Below are 18,924 nucleotides of genomic sequence, written 5' to 3'. Positions count from 1 at the left end.
CGCGGTGTCCGGGTCGGGTCGGGGTACGGGTCAGCGCGCGCCGGCGGCCATCCGCTGGTGCATCGCGTGCTGCACCAGCGCGATCAGGGTCTCCTTGGTCGACTGCCGGTGCCGGGCGTCGCACACGACCATCGGGACGGCCGGGTCGATCGACATCGCCTCGCGCACGTCGTCGAGGGTGTGCTGCAGCTGCCCGTCGAAGGCGTTGACCCCGACGACGTAGGGCAGGCCACGGTCCTCGAAGAAGTCGATCGCGGCGAAGGAGTCGGCCAGGCGCCGGGTGTCGACGAGGACGACGGCGCCGATCGCGCCGCGGACCAGGTCGTCCCACATGAACCAGAACCGCTGCTGGCCCGGCGTCCCGAACAGGTAGAGCACCAGGTCGGCGTCCAGGGAGACGCGACCGAAGTCCATCGCGACGGTCGTGGACCGCTTGTTGGGGGTGGCGGAGAGGTCGTCGTGCGACGCGCTCGCCTCGGTCATCACCGCCTCGGTGGTCAGCGGCATGATCTCCGAGACCGATCCGACGAAGGTGGTCTTCCCGACGCCGAACCCACCGGCCACCACGATCTTGGCCGACATCGTCGCGGCACGGGCCATCCCGGCCGCGGGCTGGGGCGGCTGTGGCCTAGAGCCGACGGAGTCCACTCAACACCCTTTCCATCAGCGCGAGGTCCGGCGCGTTGCCGGGGGTGCTCGCGGTCTGGTGAACGGTCACCGTGCCGTTCGAGGCCATGTCCCCGAGCAGCACCCGGGCCACGCCCAGGGGGAGCGACAGCAGCGCCGCGACCTCGGCCACCGAGCGGGTCTGCTCGAGCAGCAGGTCGGCGACGGAGCGGTGCTCCATCGGCAGCCGTTCCAGCTGGCTGCGGGCCCGGTTGCTGACCGAGACCAGGGTCTCGACGGCCAGCTCGTAGCCCGACTTGGTCCGTCCCCGCGTCCAGGCGTAGGGCCGGACGAAGGCGGCGCCACCCGCGGACGGGGGCACCGGCGGCGGCGCTGCCACTGGGTCGTGCGCGGGGCCGGGCCCCGTGTTCTGTGCCGGGTACGGCGACGGCGACGGCCGGTCCGGCCGGTCACCGGTCCGCTGGGCCTCCAGCTCGGCCGGGGTGGGCGGCAGCCCGTAGGCCGCCGACCCGCCGATGGGGCCGGTCACCTCGGCCGGGTCCGGCGGTGGGACCGGGCGCCCGGGGGCGGCGACCTCCGGCTCGACGTCGTCCTCCGGACGGTTGCGCCCCCATCGGCGCTTCTTCGGCTTGCGCTTGGAGTCCAGGCTGAACCCGTTCATGACGTCGGCGAACGTCGGCTCGGGGCCGTGTCCGCCCGGGTCCTGGGTCATCGGATCTCACCCGCTCTGGTCGATCCTGGGATGGGGTGCATGACGGTAACGCGTCCTGGGGGTCCGGAGTCGCGGCCTCAGGGCCCGAACGAACCCTGCAGCTCGGCGCGCAGCTCCGGGGTGAGCAGCTGGCCGACCCGGTCGACCAGCAGCGTCATCTCGTAGCCGACGAGGCCGATGTCGCAGCTCGGCGAGGCGAGCACGGCCAGGCAGGAGCCGTCGCTGATCGACATCAGCAGCACGATCCCGCGGTCCATCTCGACGACGGTCTGCACGACGCCACCGGCGTCGAAGCAGCGCGCGGCGCCCTGGGTCAGGCTGACCAGACCGGATGCGACGGCGGCGAGCTGGTCGGCCCGGTCGCGCGGCAGCCGGTCGGACGCGGTCAGCAGCAGCCCGTCGGTCGACACCACGATGGCGTGCGCGACACCCGGGACGCGCTCCGCGAAGTTGGTGACCAGCCAGCCGAAACGGCTCTGGCTCGGCTGTGCCTGCGGTGCCCTCACTGGTTCTCCTCGGGGTCGGACGAGTTCGGTCGGTCCGCGGCGGGCTCGGGGGTGCCGGTCGCGGTGGTGTCCTGCGGGGCACGGGTGCCCTGCCGGTCGTGCTGGTCCTGCGGGTCGTGCTGCTCGGAGTCGCCGTCGACCGTGTCCGTCGTGCCGGCCAGTGCGTTGCGGCGGACACCGGAGGCGCTCTCCCGGCCCTGACGCACGCCCTGCTGGTAGCTGGCGAGACGGCCACGGACGCTCTCGGCGTCCCTCGGCTCCGCCGGAGCGGGGCTGAGCACGGTCGATCCTGCCGCACTGCCCGGGAGCAGTCGCGCCCGCGGGCGTCGCTTGGGCAGTCCGGCGGTCGTCAGGTCGTCACCGGCGGTCTCCGACTCGTCGCCGTCGGTGGCCTCGCGGGCCTGCCGCCAGACGTCGTCGGCGGGGGAGGCGAAGCCCGACGGGGGCGCCGGGGCATCGGACGCGGCGGGGGCCGCGGCACCGGCCGGGGCGCCGCCGTCCGGGCCGGCACCGTCCTGCCAGCGGACCGGCACCGAGCGGTTCGAGCGGAACCAGGCCGAGGCGATGTCGTCGAAGATCGGGGTGGTCTGACCCATGTCGAACCCGGTCTGGGCCCGGGCCGACTCGACCGCCCCGGGGCGCCGGAGCTGACCCCGGTCGCCCTCGACGGGCACCTTCGGTGCGAACAGCTCGTCCTGCGAGGCACCGGCGGCGTTCGCGGCCAGGCCCGCCGGGCCCGCGGCCCGGCCACCCTCCCGCTTCGGCAGCGGTGCGGGCGCCTGCCGGCCCGGTGCCTGCTGCACCGGACGCTCCTGCGGCGCCTCCGGGTGCTGCGCCTGCTGGACCTGCTGCGCCTGCCGGGGGGCGGGCTGCTGCGGTCCGCGGGCCGGTGCCGGGGACGGGCCCTGGCGGCCGGGCCCACGGGTCGGCAGCGCCGGTCCGGCGCCGCGGGCCGGCATGACCGGGCGTCGCGAGGGGGAGGGACGGGACCCGTTGGTGCGGGCCGGGAGCGGCCCGCCCATCGGCGTACGGCCGGACGGGCGGATCGTCGGGAGTGCCGCGGTCTCGGGGTCGGTACCGGCGGAGCGGCCGTCCCCGGATCCGGTCTCCCCGGAGCCGCCGTCCACGGACGCGCCGTCCACGGATGCGGTGTCCGCGGGACGGTCGCGATCGGCGCCGGTCCCGGGGTCGTCCGTGGACGCGGCCGCGCCGGTGGTGTCGTCCTCGTCGGGGTCGGGCCCGGTGTGGCCCGCCCCGGTGGTGTCGGCGGAGTCGTCGACATCGGTGTCGTCGGACGGGGTGCGGCCGGACGGGGCGCTCACATCGGTGCCGGCCGCGTCCGCGGCTCCGGTCCCGTCGTGGGCGTGGCCGTCGGCAGTGCTGGCGTCGGTGCGGTCCCCGGGGGCCGGAGGGAACGGCGCGATGCCGTTCGTCCGGGCCGCGAGCGGTGTCTGCTCCGGTGCGGTCCCCTCGGTGTTCCGGTCGGCGTCCCGGTCGGTGTCCTCGTCGGTGGCGCGGGGGTCCACGGAGCCGTCGGTGTCCGGGTCGGTCCCGTCCGGACCGGCCTCGGTGACGGCGTCGGTCACCCCGGCGCCCTCGTCGTCGGCCGGGGTCCGCCCGTGGTCCTCGGGGCCGTCACCGATCGCCCGGTCCAGGACGACGGTGTCGTCCATGTCGCGGTCGGCGCGGGCCCGGGCCGCGGCGGCCGCCGCAGCGGCACCCGCCAGCCCGAGCGCGGCGGCGGCCGACGGTGCCGCGGTGCCACCGGAGCGGTCCGCATCGCCGTCGGTGTCGGCGTGGTCGGTGCCGTCGGCGGGGACCGCGGCCTCGGTGTCCTCGGTGTCGGTGACGGACCCGGCGCCGGTGCCCGCGTCGCCGGACGGACCGTCACCGTCGCCGGACGGGGCCGGGCCGGTGCCCCGGAACGCCTCGGCGCCGCGCGGGGCGTCGCCGTCGGCGGGACCGGAGCCGGCCTCGTCGGCCGGGGTGAAGACGTCGGCCGGGGTCCGCCCGTCGCGTGCGCCGTCCTGCGACGGCGCGAAGGCCGACAGACCCTGCGGGGCGGACCCGTTCAGCGTCGGGGCCGACCCGTCGGCGGTCTGCCCGCCGGCGTCGCCGGGGGCCGCGTTCTTCGTCAGCGACGACCCCGGACGGCGTGTCGGCAGGCTCGAGCCCGAGCCGTTGCGCGCCGTCGTGGACGAGGGGGTGCCGGTCTCGAAGGTCGGGGTCATCGGGCCGTCGGAGCCCGCGACCATCGACGGCAGCGACCCACCGCGACCGTTCCCGTTCACCGCGACCGGGGAGTCCGGGCGGGGTCCGTCGGGTGCTCCGCCGCCGGTCAGCGCCGGGGCGGGCAGCTGCGGGGCCTGCTCGCCACCCTGGGGCGGCACGCCGCCCCAGCCTCCCGGGTCGCCGTCGCGGCGCTGCTCGGGCAGCTGCGCGGAGGGCACCAGCTGCGGCGGGACGGTCACCGAGGCGCTCAGCCCACCCGAGCCGCCGCCGACGGCGGCCGAGGCGAGCCGGACGCCGACGCGGTGCCGTGCGGCCAGCCGGCCGACCACGAACAGGCCCATCCGCCGCGAGGCCGACACGTCGACCTCGGCCGGGCCGGACAGCCGCTGGTTGGCATCGACCAGCTCGGAGTCGGTCATGCCGACACCGCGGTCGGAGATCTCGACCAGTAGCGACTCGTCGGCGGTGCGGGTCGTCGACATGACGACCTGCGAGTCCGGCGGCGAGAAGTTCGTCGCGTTGTCCAGCAGCTCGGCGAGCAGGTGGACGAGGTCGTTCGCGGCGCGACCGGCGATCGTCGCGTTCGGCGGGGTCTGCACGACGACCCGCTGGTACTGCTCGACCTCCGACACCGCGGCCCGCAGGACGTCGACGACCTGCACCGGCGCCACGTTCCGCTTCGCCAGGTCGGTGCCCGCGAGGACCAGCAGGTTCTCGCTGTTGCGGCGCATACGGGTCGCGAGGTGGTCCAGCTGGAACAGGTTCGACAGCTGGTCCGGGTCCTGCTCGTTGCTCTCCAGCTGCTCGATCAGCTGCAGCTGGCGCTCGACGAGCGCCTGCGAACGGCGGGAGAGGTTGACGAACATCGAGTTGACGTTCTGCTGCAGCGCGGCCTGGTCGGCGGCGAGGCGGATCGCCTGGCCGTGCACGGCGTCGAAGGCCCGCGCCACCTGGCCGATCTCGTCGCGGCTGTCCAGCGGGACCGGCTCGACGAGTGCGTTCGGTGCCTGCCCGGACCGCATGCTCTGCACCGCCGCGGGCAGCTTCTGCTCCGCGACCTCGAGCGCCGAGCTGCGCAGCAGGCGCAGCGAACGGACCATCTGACGGCCCAGCAGCAGGATGATGCCCGCGGTCAGCAGGATCGTGAGCATCAGCAGCACGGAGTTGAGGCCCGCGGTGTTGCCCGCCTGCTCGGCCGCCGCGGCCCGGCCGTCGACGAACGCCTGCTCGGCGGCGGCGGTGGACTGGTCCACCGCCGCGACGGACCGGTCGACGGCGGCGTTCCACGCGTTCGGGTCGACCGGCGGCGCGACCCCCGGCGGGACCGAGAGTGCCTGGTCACGCAGCGCGTTGCGCTCGCCGTTCGCCTGTCCCGCACCGAAGTTCCCGAAGGACTCGGCCTGCTCCGGCGTCAGCGACGACTGGAAGTCACCGGCCGCGGCCTGGAACGAGGCCTCGGCCCCGGTGGCCTGTGCGCGCTGCTGCTCCTCCAGCGTCCCCGCGGCGAGCGCGCCACCGATCACGGTGCGCTCGAGCTGCAGGGCCTCGCGGGCGCTCGACCCGGCGGCGATCGCCGTGGTCAGGCCGGCGGTGTCGGCGGTCTGCAGCCGCCCCACCAGCGCCCGGTCCAGCCCCAGCGTGCGCTGGACGACCGCGGTGTAGCGGCCGGTGAGGTCGGCGGCCGCGGTCGGCCCCTCGGCGACCTGCGACCGGATGACCGGCAGCTGGCCCAGCGTGGTGTCCGCCTGCCTGCGGGCCGTGGCCAGGTCGGGGGCCTGCTGCTCGGCGGTGTCGAGCCCCGCCGTGGTGGCCTGCAGCGCCTGGTCGGTCGTGGCCTGCGCCCGGTCGACGGCGGCCCGGTCGCCGAGCCGGTTGCCCGCCACGAAGCGGACCGCGGCGTCGCGCTCGGTCTGCAGTGCGCCGGTCAGCGTCTCGATCTGGCGGTGCACGTCGACCAGGCCGCTGCCGCGGCCGAGCTCCTCGGCCACGTTGGCCTGGTCGACGACGCGGACGGCGCCGATGGACAGGGCGAGGACCGTGGGCACCAGACCGACGACCGCCAGCTTGGCGACCAGGCTCCAGTTCCGCGGGTCGAGTCGCTCCGACCACGTGCTCGGGCGTTCCGTGCTGGTCACGGTGGTCACGGCGAGATCTCCCTGTCGGTCTCCGGTCCGGGGACGGGCGGCGCGGCGGGCACGAGGTCGGGGAGCATCAGCTGGTCCGGTGCGCCTTTCGGGGTCACGACGGGAACCGCTCGACCACACCACGACCGACACGGGGCGGCGGTTGCCGCGTCCCGGGGGAGTCGGACGGATATGATCGTGCCGGGTCCCGTCTGTGCGTGACGGACGGCTGCCGAGTCTAGCCCCCGGAACCCTCGTCTCCCGAGTGGCGTAGGGCCGGTTGCCTCATGGTCACGTGACGTGACACACGCCGACCGCTCGTCTCCGCTCGGCGTCCGGCGGACCCGCACAGCTCCGTTCCCCGGCCTCGAGAGGATTCGTTCCGTGACCGACGGCCCCCTGATCGTCCAGTCCGACAAGACGCTGCTGCTCGAGGTGGACCACCCCGACTCCGCGGCGGCCCGCGCGGCCATCGCGCCCTTCGCCGAGCTGGAGCGGGCACCCGAGCACGTCCACACCTACCGGGTCACCCCGCTGGCCCTCTGGAACGCGCGCGCGGCCGGGCACGACGCCGAGCAGGTCGTCGACGCGCTGGTCCGCTGGGCCCGCTACCCGGTCCCGCAGCCGCTGCTGGTCGACGTCGTCGACACGATGGGGCGCTACGGCCGGCTGCAGCTGTCCAACCACCCCGCGCACGGCCTCGTCCTCACCGCGCTGGACCGCGCCGTGCTGGAGGAGATCCTCCGGCAGAAGAAGATCAGCCCGATGCTGGGCGCGCGGCTCGACGACGACACCGTCGTCGTGCACCCGTCCGAGCGCGGGCACCTCAAGCAGGCGCTGCTGAAGGTCGGCTGGCCCGCCGAGGACCTCGCCGGGTACGTCGACGGCGAGGCCCACCCCATCGAGCTGGAGCAGGACGGCTGGACGCTGCGGGACTACCAGCGCCACGCGGTCGACGGGTTCTGGGAGGGCGGCTCCGGGGTGGTCGTGCTGCCCTGCGGCGCGGGCAAGACCCTCGTCGGTGCGGCCGCGATGGCCAAGGCGGGCGCGACGACCCTGATCCTGGTGACCAACACCGTCTCCGGGCGGCAGTGGAAGCGCGAGCTGATCGCGCGGACGTCGCTGACCGAGGAGGAGATCGGCGAGTACTCGGGCGAGAAGAAGGAGATCCGCCCGGTCACCATCGCCACGTACCAGGTCGTCACCCGCAAGACCAAGGGCGAGTACAAGCACCTGGAGCTGTTCGACTCCCGCGACTGGGGCCTGGTCGTCTACGACGAGGTGCACCTCCTCCCGGCGCCGGTCTTCCGGATGACGGCGGACCTGCAGTCCCGCCGCAGGCTCGGCCTCACCGCGACCCTGGTCCGCGAGGACGGCCGCGAGGGCGACGTGTTCTCCCTGATCGGCCCGAAGCGCTACGACGCCCCGTGGCGCGACATCGAGGCGCAGGGCTGGATCGCGCCCGCCGAGTGCATCGAGGTGCGGGTGACGCTGACCGACGCCGAGCGCATGTCCTACGCGACGGCGGACTCCGAGGAGCGCTACCGGACGGCGTCGACGGCGAACACCAAGCTCAACGTCGTGCAGGCGATCCTGGACCGGCACAAGGGCGAGCAGACGCTGGTCATCGGGGCCTACCTCGAGCAGCTCGACGCGCTGGGGGAGAAGCTCGGTGCCCCGGTGATCCAGGGCTCGACCCGCAACAAGGAGCGGGAGAAGCTGTTCGACGCGTTCCGCCGCGGCGAGATCGACACCCTCGTGGTCTCCAAGGTCGCGAACTTCTCCATCGACCTGCCCGAGGCGACGATCGCGGTGCAGGTCAGCGGCACGTTCGGGTCCCGGCAGGAGGAGGCCCAGCGGCTCGGGCGCCTGCTGCGCCCGAAGAACGACGGCCGCCAGGCGCACTTCTACTCGGTGGTGTCCCGCGACACCGTGGACACCGACTACGCCGCGCACCGGCAGCGCTTCCTCGCCGAGCAGGGCTACGCCTACCGGATCGTCGACGCCGACGACCTCCTCGGCCCCGCCCTGCCCGACGCAGGCTGAGCCCCCCCGGATCGGGGGCCTCCGTACGGCGCCGATCACGGGCACACTGGTGCGGTCCGCGACGGCCGGGGAGGGCACATGTCGACCGCCCTGTGGATCCTCGTCGGGATCGGGGCGTGGCTGGTCCTGTCGGTCGTCGTCGCGCTGGTGCTCGGCCGGGTGGTGCGCATGCGGGACCGGCAGGTGCCCGACCCGCCGTACCGGCCGGGCCCGCCGTCCGCGGCCCCGCCGGAGCAGCGCGGCCCGGTCGAGCCGCCGCCCGGCCACCCCCCGCCCGGGCCCCGTCCGCCGGGCTGAGCGGCACCGCGACCCCGGGACGCGCGGGGCCGTGCCCCTGAGACGGGGCGGTCCCGGTTCCGGGTCGGTCTCCGGGCTCGTCCCGAGTCCCGGCGCGCGCCGGGGCGACAGCCTGGAGCCATGGAGAACAACGCGAGCACGACCGGTACGGCACCCACCGGGACCGACGTCCACGACGCCTCGACCGGGGCCGACGACGCCGCGGTGACCGACCGGGTGCCGGTCGCCGCGGCGGCCACCGGCTCCGACGCGACCGACCCCGGACCGCTCGGTGCCGCCACCTCCGGCATGCCGGAAGGCGCCGGTACCGCGGGCGCCGGCACCGCGGGACCCGAGGTCCCGCCCACCGGCACCGGTCCCTCCGACGCGGGCCCGGCCGCCGCTGCGGACCCCGGGGCCGCCCACCCCGGTCCGGGCACCGGGGCGCCCTACACGACGGGGGCGCCGCACACCGCGGGCACGCCGTACGGCGGCGCCGGGACCCGGACGACGGCGCAGGGGATCGGCGACCGCGTCGCCGCGTTCCGGCTCCGGCGCAGCAGGACCGACCGGATGCTCGGTGGTGTCTGCGGCGGTCTGGCCGCCGACCTGGGTGCGGACGCCGCGCTGCTGCGCATCGCGGTCCTCGTCCTGACCCTGGTCACCGGTGGCGCGGCGGCACTGGTCTACCTCGCCGCCTGGCTGATCGCACCGGCCGCCTGAGCCGGTGGGGCGGGCGGGGCTCCGGCGTCGCGGCTCACGAGGGGGAGCCGCGACACCGGAGCTCGTAGGTCCGCCCGGCCCGTCAGCCCACCCAGCCCGTCGACACCCGGCCCGACCAGTTCGCCAGCCGCTCGGTCGGCCCCGCCTCCGGGCGGTGCTCCACGACCGGGCCGAACGGCACCGGGCCGCCACGCCGCTCGGCGGGCAGGTACGCGTGGGCGGTGGCGAGCGCCGTCGTCGCCAGCTCCCGGTCGGCCTCCGGGTCCTGCCCGGTGGCAACGGCCAGGTCCCAGCCGTGCACCAGCGTCTCGTTCAGGTACACGGCCAGCGCGGCCCGCGCCGGGACCTCGCCGAAGGGCAGCCGCGCGACCCGGTCGAGCAGCGCCTCGCCGTCCGGGCCGGACCAGACGGCCTGCAGCGCCGCCGCCTCGTCGACGTAGGCCGACACCGGGTCGTCGAGGACGTCGTCGCTGACCAGCGGGGCGGCCATTGGGTCGGTCCCGGCGGCGAGCGCCGCCGGTCTGCGCAGTGTCGTGACCAGGTGCGCGAGCAGGGTGCGGACGTCGAAGTCGTCGCAGGGCGTGGGGTCGGCCATCCGGTCGGCGGGCACGGCCCGGGCGAGGCCGGCGACCCAGTCGAGGGCGGCCAGGTAGGCGGGGCGGGGGTCGGTGGTGAGCGTCGGGTTCGTCATGGGCGCCAGCGTGCCCGCGATACCTGACACCTCCTGTCGTGATTCCATGCCATTCTCCGGGACGTGCGCGCCGACCGGCTCCTGTCCCTCGTGCTCCTGCTGCGCCACCGCGGCCGGACCACCGCCGCCGTGCTCGCGCGTGAGCTGGAGGTCTCCGAGCGCACCGTGCTGCGCGACGTCGAGGCGCTGTCGGCCGCGGGCATCCCGGTCTACGCCGAACGCGGCAGGCACGGCGGCTTCGCACTGCTGCCCGGCTTCACCACCGACCTCACCGGCCTGACCCCGGGGGAGGCGGTCGCGCTGCTCGGCTCCGGCGCGACGTCGACGCCCGGCGCGCTCGGGCTGGGGCCGGAGTTCGCCTCGGCCATGCGCAAGATCGTCGCCGCGCTGCCGGACGCCGCCCGGGAACAGGCCACCGACGCCGCCGGACGGGTGCTGGTCCGGCGTGGTGGCTGGCTGCGCGACACCGACGACGGCGCGACCACCGACGTGCTCACCGCCGTCCAGCGCGCGGTGTTCGGCGGGGTCCGGCTCCGCATCCGCTACCGGACCGGGACCCGGCCGGGCGCGGAGCCCGGACCCGCCGCCGAACGCGTCGTCGACCCGGTCGGGCTGGTCCAGGCGTCGGGGCGCTGGTACCTGCTGGCGCTGCGCGACGGGGAGGACCGCACCTACCGGGTGTCGCGGATCGAGGAGGCCGAGCCGCTGGCCGAGCCCGCGCACCGGCCCGAGGGCGTCGACCTGGAGGAGCTGTGGCTGCGCCGCCGTGAGGACTTCCGGGCGCGGCGGCCCGGGGTCCGGGTCCGCCTCGCGCTGCCCGCCGACCGCCGCGACGCGCTGTCGGCCGTCACCGTGGACGAGGAGCGGACACGGGACGGGACGACCGAGGTCGTCGCCGCGTTCGGGGACCTCCTCCACGCCGGGCGGGCGCTGTGGCCGCTGCTGCCGGACGTGCGGGTGCTGGACCCGCCGGAGCTGGTGACGGCGCTGCGGGAGCGGGCCCGCGCGGCCGTCGTCGCCCTGGGGTGACGGCGGCCCCCGGACGCGCCGCGGGGGCGGCACCGGCGAACCGGTACCGCCCCCGCGGGGTGGTGCTGTGTGCCTGGTGAGGCAGGACCGATCAGAAGTCCATGCCGCCCATGCCACCGGTCGGGTCAGCGGGGGCGCCGCCGCCCTTCTCCGGCTTGTCGGCGATGACCGCCTCGGTGGTGAGGAACAGGGCCGCGATCGAGGCCGCGTTCTGCAGCGCCGAGCGGGTCACCTTGGCGGGGTCGATGATCCCGGCCTTGATGAGGTCCTTGTACTCGCCGGTGGCGGCGTCGAGGCCCTCACCGGTGGGCAGGTTGCGGACCTTCTCCGCGACGACGCCGCCCTCGAGGCCGGCGTTGACCGCGATCTGCTTGAGCGGGGCCTCCAGCGCGACCTTGACGATGTTCGCGCCGGTGGCCTCGTCACCGTCCAGGCCGAGGCCCTCGAACAGGCCGGCACCGGCCTGGATGAGCGCCACGCCGCCGCCGGCGACGATGCCCTCCTCGACGGCCGCCTTCGCGTTGCGGACGGCGTCCTCGATGCGGTGCTTGCGCTCCTTGAGCTCGACCTCGGTCGCCGCGCCGGCCTTGATGACGGCGACGCCGCCGGCCAGCTTGGCGAGGCGCTCCTGGAGCTTCTCGCGGTCGTAGTCGGAGTCGGTGCGGTCGATCTCGGCACGGATCTGGTTGACCCGGCCGGCGATCTGGTCGGCGTCACCGGCGCCGTCGACGATGGTGGTCTCGTCCTTGGTCACGACGACCTTGCGGGCGGTGCCCAGCAGGGACAGGTCGGCGGTGTCGAGCTTGAGGCCGACCTTCTCCGAGATGACCTCGCCACCGGTCAGGATGGCCATGTCGGCCAGCATCGCCTCGCGGCGGTCACCGAAGCCCGGGGCCTTGACGGCGACGGACTTGAAGGTGCCGCGGATCTTGTTGACGACCAGGGTGGCCAGGGCCTCGCCCTCGACGTCCTCGGCGATGATGGCGAGCGGCTTGCCCGACTGCATGACCTTCTCCAGCAGCGGGAGCAGGTCCTTGACGGTCGAGATCTTGGAGGAGACGAGGAGGACGTACGGGTCCTCCAGCTCGACCTCCATGCGCTCGGCGTCGGTCACGAAGTAGGGCGAGATGTAGCCCTTGTCGAAGCGCATGCCCTCGGTGAGCTCGAGCTCGAGCCCGAAGGTCTGCGACTCCTCGACCGTGATGACGCCTTCCTTGCCGACCTTGTCCATCGCCTCGGCGATGAGCTCACCGATCTGCGGGTCGGCGGCCGAGATGGAGGCCGTGGCAGCGATCTGCTCCTTGGTCTCGATCTCCTTGGCCGACTTCAGCAGCGCCTGGGAGACGGCCTCGGTGGCCTTCTCGATGCCGCGCTTGAGCGACATCGGGTTCGCGCCGGCGGCCACGTTGCGCAGGCCCTCACGGACCAGCGCCTGGGCCAGCACGGTGGCGGTGGTGGTGCCGTCGCCCGCGATGTCGTCGGTCTTCTTGGCGACCTCCTTCACCAGCTCGGCGCCGATCTTCTCCCAGGAGTCCTCGAGCTCGATCTCCTTGGCGATCGACACACCGTCGTTGGTGATGGTCGGCGCGCCCCACTTCTTCTCGAGCACGACGTTGCGGCCCTTCGGGCCCAGCGTCACCTTGACGGCGTCGGCGAGGGTGTTCATGCCCCGCTCGAGGCCCCGACGGGCCTCCTCGTCGAACGCGATCTGCTTCGCCATGGGGGTGTTGCCCTCCGATAGAGGTGAGTCGAGTGATCGGATGCGGTGCCCGCGACGGACGCCCGGCAACCCTGCGCCGGACTCACCGACCCGACCTTGGCACTCCACGGACACGAGTGCCAGTGGATGCTGAGCCCGTTTCTAGCACTCGCCCGTGGTGAGTGCAAGCGGACCCCGCCGGGCTGCGGGCCGTCCGCGACGGCGGGCAGGATGGGGCCATGAGCACCTGGTCGCAGACTGGTCCGCGCACCGTCTCCGAGCACGCCGCGGCGGTCGCGGCCCTGCTGCCGCCGACCGGGACCGAGCCGGTCGCGCTGGCCGCCGCGAGCGGCCGGGTGCTGGCCGAGGACCTGACGGCGGGCGTCGCGCTGCCGCCCTTCGACAACTCCGCGATGGACGGCTACGCGGTCCGTGCGGCCGACCTCGCCGGCGCCTCGGCTGCCTCGCCGGTGGAGCTCCCGGTCGCGGCCGACATCCCGGCCGGGCGCACCGACGTCCCCGCGCTGGCGCCGGGCACGGTGGCCAGGATCATGACGGGTGCCCCCGTGCCCGAGGGCGCGGACGCGATCGTGCCGGTCGAGCAGACCGACGCCGGTCCCGGTGGCGGGCTCGACCGCGTCCGGATCCACGAGGCCCCGCAGCCGGGCGCGTTCGTCCGCCGGGCCGGTGAGGACGCCGCGTCGGGTGCCGTCGTGCTGCGGGCCGGGACGGTGCTGGCCGCGCCCCAGATCGGGCTCGCCGCCGCCGTGGGCCGGGCGGAGCTGCCGGTCCGCCGTCGCCCGCACGTGCTCGTGCTGTCCACCGGCTCGGAGCTCGTCGCCCCGGGGGGCACGCTGCAGCCCGGGCAGATCTACGAGTCCAACGGCACGATGCTGGCCGTCGCGGTCCGGGAGGCCGGCGCGACGGCCGAGCAGCTGTCCTTCGTCCCCGACGACGTCGAGCGGTTCCGCGCGGTGCTCGCGGAGAGGGTCGGCGACGGCGTGGACCTCGTCCTCACCTCCGGCGGCGTGAGCGCCGGCGCCTACGAGGTCGTCAAGGACGCCATGACCGGCCACGGCGTGGAGTTCGGCAAGGTCGCGATGCAGCCCGGCGGTCCGCAGGGCTGCGGCCGGCTCGAGCTGGGCGGGACCGGGGTCGCCACCGTCACCCTGCCCGGGAACCCGGTGAGCTCCCAGGTCTCGTTCGAGGTGTTCGTCCGGCCCGCGCTCCGGGCGGCGGCCGGGCACCCCGCACCGGCGCGGCCGGTGGTGACCGCCCGGCTGTCCGGGGCGCTGGCCTCGCCCGCGGGGCGCCGCCAGTTCCGGCGCGGCCTGCTCGACGCCGCCGCCGGGACCGTGTCCGAGGTGGGGTCCACCGGGTCGCACCTGATCGCGGCGCTCGCCCGGGCCGACTGCCTGATCGACCTGCCCGCCGACACCACCTCCGTCGCCGACGGCGAGCAGGTCGCGGTCTGGCTGCTCGACGCCCCGTGAGCCGGCGTCCGGTGGCGGCGGCCCGGCGCGCCGGGCGGCGACCCGCGGAGCCGGGCGGACCGGAACGGGCGTCCGGGTGCCGCGAGCGGGATCGCGCTGTGCGACGGGCCCACCACTCGCGCGGACGTGCGGCTGCGCCGAAAGTGTGAGCTGTGTCATCGGCCGTCGGGGCAACGATCTCACCGCGGGCGACGTCCTAGGGGGTGTCCGTTCGGCCGAAAGAGGTAGATCACGGCGGACATCCGTCGTGATCTGGACTGCCGGTCGTCGGAGAGGAATACTTTCTGCTGTGGAGGGGTAGACCCTTTACAGCACAAGACCCACCGCCCGTCGCTGGGGAGCGGACGAGCGGTTCCAAGGCCGGGGTCGTCGTCTCGGGGGACGACGGCCCCGGCCCTTTTACTGCCCCCGACCGGCCCGCGGGATCGCGCACCGCGTGCGGACGGCGCCGGGCACGAACCGACGATCGTGCCACCGGTCCCGTCCCGGCGCGGGGACCCCCGGATCCTCGGCGTGTCCCGGTCGTCCCGCCGGACAGCCGTCCGCGGCGCCCGCGTAGCGTTGGTGATCCCCCACCGGAGCATCAGGAGCCGACGACCCACCATGGCCGAAGGAACCGGGACCTCCCCGACCCACATCGCCCGACTGGTCCGGGACGCGATCCCCCCGATGCACCCGGGCGGGCGCCCGATCGTCGCCGGTGTGGCGCTCGCCGCGGCGGGGGTGCGCGCCCTCACCGGCCGCGGCACCCTGCCGGGCCTGCTCGCCACCGCGGCCACCGCGCTGTTCTTCCGCGACCCCGTCCGGACCCCGCCGCTGCGCACCGACGCGGTGCTGGCCCCCGCCGACGGCGCGGTCGCCACCGTGACCGAGACGGTCCCGCCCGCCGAGCTCGACCTGCCGCGCGTCCCGCACACCCGGGTCTCGATCTTCCTGACCGTGCTCGACGTGCACGTCCAGTGGGTCCCGGTGCACGGCCGCGTCGCGCGGGTCCAGTACTCGCCCGGCACGTTCCTGTCCGCGGACCTGGACAAGGCGAGCGAGGACAACGAGCGCAACGCGATCACCGTGGTCCGCGCCGACGGCGTCGGGGTCGGGGTCGTGCAGATCGCCGGCCTGCTGGCCCGCCGGATCGTCTGCGCCCTGCGCGACGGCGACGAGGTCGCCGCGGGCGAGCGGTTCGGCCTCATCCGGTTCGGCTCGCGCGTGGACACCTACCTCCCGCCCGGGACGACCGCGCTGGTCCGCCCCGGCCAGCGGACCGTGGGCGGGGAGACCGTGCTCGGCCTGGTGGCCGGGCCGGCGGAGCGCTGAGGTCGTGGGGATGTCCCGCCCCGCCGGCGGTTATCCCGCCGGCGTGCGGCTGCTGCCGAACGCGGTCACCGTCCTCAACCTCTGTGCCGGCCTGACGGCGGTCTACTTCGCGCTCCAGTCGCGCTTCGACTTCGCGATCATCGCCGTCCTGGTGGCCGCGCTCTGCGACGCCCTCGACGGGGGCCTGGCCCGGCTGCTCGACGCCTCCAGCCGGATCGGCGCCGAGCTCGACTCGCTGGCCGACCTGGTGTCCTTCGGTGTCGCCCCCGCCCTGGTCATCTACATCTGGGCGTTCGAGGGCACCCGGGCCGGCTGGATGGTGGCCCTGGTGTTCGCGGTGTGCATGGCGCTGCGCCTGGCACGCTTCAACACCCTGATCGACGACGACAGCGCCCCGCCGTTCGCCCGGGAGTTCTTCGTCGGCGTCCCGGCTCCCGCGGCCGCGCTGACCGCGGGCATCCCGATCTACCTGTGGCTGCACTTCGGTCAGGGCTGGTGGTCGGAGCGGCCGCTCGTCGCGGTGTGGGCGCTGGTCACGGCCGGGCTCATGGTCAGCCGCATCCCGACGCTGTCGCTCAAGACGGTCCGGGTCTCCCCGCGCACCACCCGGTGGCTGCTCGTCGGGGTGGCCGCGGTTGTCGCGATCCTGATCACGATCCCGTTCCTCGGGATCGCCGTCGCCGGGCTCGTCTACCTGCTGCTCCTGCCCTGGACGGCCTACCGCTACCGCTGGCTGTCGCGCCACCCCGAGGCGTGGGACGTGCCGACCCGCCAGCGCCGCGCCGTCGCCCGCGCGGCCCGGTCCGCCCGTCGGCTCGGTCTGCGCCCACCGCTGCGCCGCCGGGTCGCCGGCCGTGCCGGTGCGGTGGCCCGCGGTGTCCGGCGCCGGCTCGACCCGGAGGGCGAGGCCCGCCGGGACGGCATGCGCGAGACCGGCGCCGTCCGCGACCCGCGCGGTCCGGGCGTCGCCGCCGCGCCCCGCGGTTCCGGCCGCCGCCTCGGCCTGCGCCGTCGCTGACCCGATCCCCGGAGGACCGCCCGTGCTGGAGCTCGTCGCCCGACTGGCCCCCGCGGCCGCCGACGCCCGCCGCGGTGTCGTCCGGCTGCACCCCGAGGTGCTCGCCGCGCTCGGCCTGCGCTCCTGGGACGCGGTGACGCTCACCGGGGCCCGGGTCACCGCGGCGCTCGCCGTCGCCGGTGAGCCGGGCGACCCGCACGGTCAGGCCCGTTTCGACGACGTCACCCTGTCCAACGCCGGGCTGACCGACGGCGCGACCGTCGTCGTCGCGCCGGCGTCGGTCACCGCGGCCCGCGAGGTGCGCCTGGTCGGGTCCGCGCTGACCACCGCGACGGTCGCCCCGGCGACACTGCGGCTCGCCCTGACGGGCAAGGTCCTGGTCCGCGGCGACGCCGTGTCCCTGCTCCCGCAGGACATCGCCCCGGCGGCCGGGGCCGACGTCCGCTCGGTGCGCCGCGCGCTGGCCGCGGCCGTCGGCGGGACGTGGACCTCGGAGCTGCTGACCGTCGCGGTCGCCGACCCGGCGGGGCCGGTCGTGGTGACGCCGTCGACGGTCGTGGGCTGGCAGGGCGGCCGCGACACCGGCGACCCCGCCCCGGCCACAGCCGGCGCGCTCCGCATCCCCGGTTCCGGCGCCCCCGGGAACGGCGGCCCGGCCCTCGCGGGACCGGCGGCGCCCGGGCCCGGTGTCCCCGGCCCGGGCGGGGCCGGGCGCGGCTCCACCGCCCCCTCCGCCGTGCGGGCCACGGGAGCCGCGGGAGCCCCGGCCGGGGCCGACGCGCCGGCCGGACCCGCCGAGCCCGTGCTGCCGCTGGAGGACCTCGCCGCGAACGAGGCCGTCGCCCGCCGCCTGCTGGACTGGTTCGAGCTCATGTTCCGCCGCCCGGAGCTGCTGACCCGGCTCGGCGGCGACGCCCGGCTCGGCGTGCTCGTCTCGGGGCCGGAGGGCGCGGGCAAGGCGACACTGGTCCGCAGCGCGGCCGCGGCGGCGGGCGCCCGGTGCGTCGAGCTCGTGGCCCCGGCGGTCGCCGCCGTCGAGCCGGCCGCCGCGGCCGAGCGGGTCCGGGCGGCGATCGCGCAGGCGCGCACGGGCGGGACCGGCACCGGCGCACCCGCGGTGCTGCTCGTACACGACGCGCACGCCCTGCTCCCCGCCACCGACCCGCCGCCGCTGGCCACCCTGGTGCTCGACGAGCTGCGCGCGGCGACCGCGCCGGGCGGGCCCGCGCTCGTCGTCACCAGTGCCGAGCCGGAGGCCCTGGACCCGCGGCTGCGGGCGCCGGACCTGGTCGACCGCGAGCTGTCGGTCGGTCTGCCCGACGCCGCGACCCGGCGTGCGCTGCTGGAGCGGCTGCTGGCCGACGTACCCCGGGCCGACGACGTCGACCTGGGCGCGGTCGCCGCCCGCACACCGGGGTTCGTCGTCGCCGACCTCGCGGCGGTCCGCCGGGAGGCCGCGGTGGGCGCGGCGCTGCGCGGCACCGGCTCCGACCCCACCGAGCAGGTCCGTCAGTCCGACCTGCTCGACGCCGTCGGCTCGGTCCGCCCGATCTCGCTGTCCGGTGGCGGCACGCTGGGCAGCGGCGGCCTCACCCTCGACGACGTCGGTGACATGACCGAGGTCAAGGCGGCCCTCACCGAGGCCGTGCTGTGGCCGCTGCGCCACCCGGACTCGTTCGCCCGGCTCGGGGTCGACGCCCCGCGCGGGGTGCTGCTCTACGGCCCGCCGGGTGGTGGCAAGACGTTCCTGCTGCGTGCGCTCGCCGGCTCCGGTGACCTCAACGTGTTCGCGGTGAAGGGCGCCGAGCTGCTCGACAAGTACGTCGGCGAGTCCGAGCGCGCGGTCCGCGAGCTGTTCCGCCGGGCGGCCGAGGCCGCCCCCGCACTGATCTTCCTCGACGAGGTCGACGCGCTCGCCCCGCGCCGCGGCGGCTCCACCGACGCCGGGGTGGCCGACCGCGTCGTCGCCGCGCTGCTGACCGAGCTGGACGGCGCGACACCGCTGCGCGAGGTCGTCGTGGTCGGGGCGACGAACCGGCCCGAGCTGATCGACCCCGCGATGCTGCGGCCGGGCCGGCTGGAGCGGCTGGTGTTCGTGCCGCCGCCGGACGCTGAGGCGCGGGCGGACATCCTGCGCGCGGCGGGCCGCGACGTGCCGCTGGCCGACGACGTGGACCTCGACGCGCTCGCGTCCGAACTGGACGGTTACTCGGCCGCGGACTGCGCGGCGCTGCTGCGCGAGTCCGCGCTGACCGCGATGCGCGAGTCCCTCGACGCGGGCGAGGTGACCGCCGCGCACCTGGCGACGGCGCGCCGCACGGTGCGGGCGTCGCTGGACCCGGCGCAGGTCGCCGAGCTGGAGGCCTACGCCCGTCGCCGCAGCGACGGCTGAGTCCGGCACACGGACGGCCCCGGAACGCCGACGGCCCCGGACG

The 18,924-nt window shown here is 75.8% G+C and carries 14 protein-coding genes; 8 read left to right on the top strand and 6 right to left on the bottom strand.

The genetic code is table 11. From position 1 onward, the window contains the following. Window positions 1-30: 30 nt before the first annotated feature. The 4 genes from ND486_RS04490 to ND486_RS04475 form a co-directional block, all read right to left on the bottom strand. Entirely contained in the window at window positions 31-600 is a 570-nt protein-coding gene (locus ND486_RS04490; RefSeq protein ID WP_083474372.1) for an ATP/GTP-binding protein, read from the bottom strand. 28 nt (window positions 601-628) lie between these two features. After that, the gene (locus tag ND486_RS04485) at window positions 629-1,339 is read right to left on the bottom strand and encodes a DUF742 domain-containing protein (protein ID WP_251782945.1); all 711 of its coding nucleotides are present in this window, start codon (window positions 1,337-1,339) and stop codon (window positions 629-631) included. A 77-nt stretch (window positions 1,340-1,416) separates the two neighbouring features. Continuing rightward, on the bottom strand, window positions 1,417-1,845 hold the full coding sequence (locus ND486_RS04480; RefSeq protein WP_020623626.1) for a roadblock/LC7 domain-containing protein: 429 nt from the start codon (window positions 1,843-1,845) through the stop codon (window positions 1,417-1,419). Continuing rightward, a complete protein-coding gene (locus tag ND486_RS04475; protein ID WP_251782944.1) occupies window positions 1,842-6,221 on the bottom strand; it encodes a nitrate- and nitrite sensing domain-containing protein in 4,380 nt (1,459 codons plus the stop codon). Before ND486_RS04475 ends, ND486_RS04480 begins: the two co-directional genes overlap by 4 nt. 363 nt (window positions 6,222-6,584) lie before the next feature. On the opposite strand from ND486_RS04475, the gene ND486_RS04470 reads away from it, so the two are divergent. The 3 genes from ND486_RS04470 (at window position 6,585) to ND486_RS29555 (ending at window position 9,245) form a co-directional block, all read left to right on the top strand. After that, on the top strand, window positions 6,585-8,246 hold the full coding sequence (locus ND486_RS04470; RefSeq protein WP_251782943.1) for a DNA repair helicase XPB: 1,662 nt from the start codon (window positions 6,585-6,587) through the stop codon (window positions 8,244-8,246). A gap of 78 nt (window positions 8,247-8,324) precedes the next feature. After that, entirely contained in the window at window positions 8,325-8,543 is a 219-nt protein-coding gene (locus ND486_RS04465) for a hypothetical protein (protein ID WP_251782942.1), read from the top strand. A 120-nt stretch (window positions 8,544-8,663) separates the two neighbouring features. After that, complete coding sequence (locus ND486_RS29555; RefSeq protein ID WP_308215801.1) at window positions 8,664-9,245, top strand: PspC domain-containing protein; 582 nt, start codon at window positions 8,664-8,666, stop codon at window positions 9,243-9,245. Window positions 9,246-9,327: 82 nt separating this feature from the next. Here the strand turns inward: ND486_RS29555 and ND486_RS04455 are convergent, their stop codons facing one another. Further along, a complete protein-coding gene (locus tag ND486_RS04455) occupies window positions 9,328-9,936 on the bottom strand; it encodes a TIGR03086 family metal-binding protein (RefSeq protein ID WP_062398267.1) in 609 nt (202 codons plus the stop codon). A gap of 63 nt (window positions 9,937-9,999) precedes the next feature. Between ND486_RS04455 and ND486_RS04450 the strand changes: the two genes are divergently transcribed. Continuing rightward, window positions 10,000-10,965 carry a YafY family protein gene (locus ND486_RS04450; protein ID WP_251782941.1) on the top strand — a complete coding sequence of 322 codons (966 nt, stop codon included), beginning with the start codon at window positions 10,000-10,002 and terminating at the stop codon, window positions 10,963-10,965. Window positions 10,966-11,056: 91 nt separating this feature from the next. Here the strand turns inward: ND486_RS04450 and groL are convergent, their stop codons facing one another. Beyond that, window positions 11,057-12,685, bottom strand: a complete 1,629-nt coding sequence (groL, locus tag ND486_RS04445) for a chaperonin GroEL (RefSeq protein WP_020622657.1) — start codon at window positions 12,683-12,685, stop codon at window positions 11,057-11,059. 218 nt (window positions 12,686-12,903) lie between these two features. On the opposite strand from groL, the gene glp reads away from it, so the two are divergent. From glp to ND486_RS04425, 4 genes are all read left to right on the top strand, one after another. Further along, window positions 12,904-14,157: a gephyrin-like molybdotransferase Glp gene (gene glp / locus ND486_RS04440; protein ID WP_251782940.1), complete on the top strand. Its 1,254-nt coding sequence runs from the start codon at window positions 12,904-12,906 to the stop codon at window positions 14,155-14,157. A gap of 603 nt (window positions 14,158-14,760) precedes the next feature. Continuing rightward, a complete protein-coding gene (locus ND486_RS04435; protein ID WP_226354032.1) occupies window positions 14,761-15,471 on the top strand; it encodes a phosphatidylserine decarboxylase in 711 nt (236 codons plus the stop codon). 10 nt (window positions 15,472-15,481) lie between these two features. Then, window positions 15,482-16,489, top strand: a complete 1,008-nt coding sequence (pssA, locus tag ND486_RS04430) for a CDP-diacylglycerol--serine O-phosphatidyltransferase (protein WP_062398260.1) — start codon at window positions 15,482-15,484, stop codon at window positions 16,487-16,489. Between the two features lie 22 nt (window positions 16,490-16,511). After that, window positions 16,512-18,881 (top strand): AAA family ATPase, encoded by a 2,370-nt coding sequence (locus ND486_RS04425; protein ID WP_251782939.1) that lies wholly within the window; start codon window positions 16,512-16,514, stop codon window positions 18,879-18,881. Window positions 18,882-18,924: the final 43 nt, after the last annotated feature.

Origin of the sequence: Pseudonocardia sp. DR1-2 (assembly GCF_023717215.1) — a bacterium.
Lineage (GTDB): Bacteria > Actinomycetota > Actinomycetes > Mycobacteriales > Pseudonocardiaceae > Pseudonocardia > Pseudonocardia alni.
Note: the sequence above shows the minus strand (reverse complement) of the source record. Positions and strands in the feature narration are given on the sequence as shown.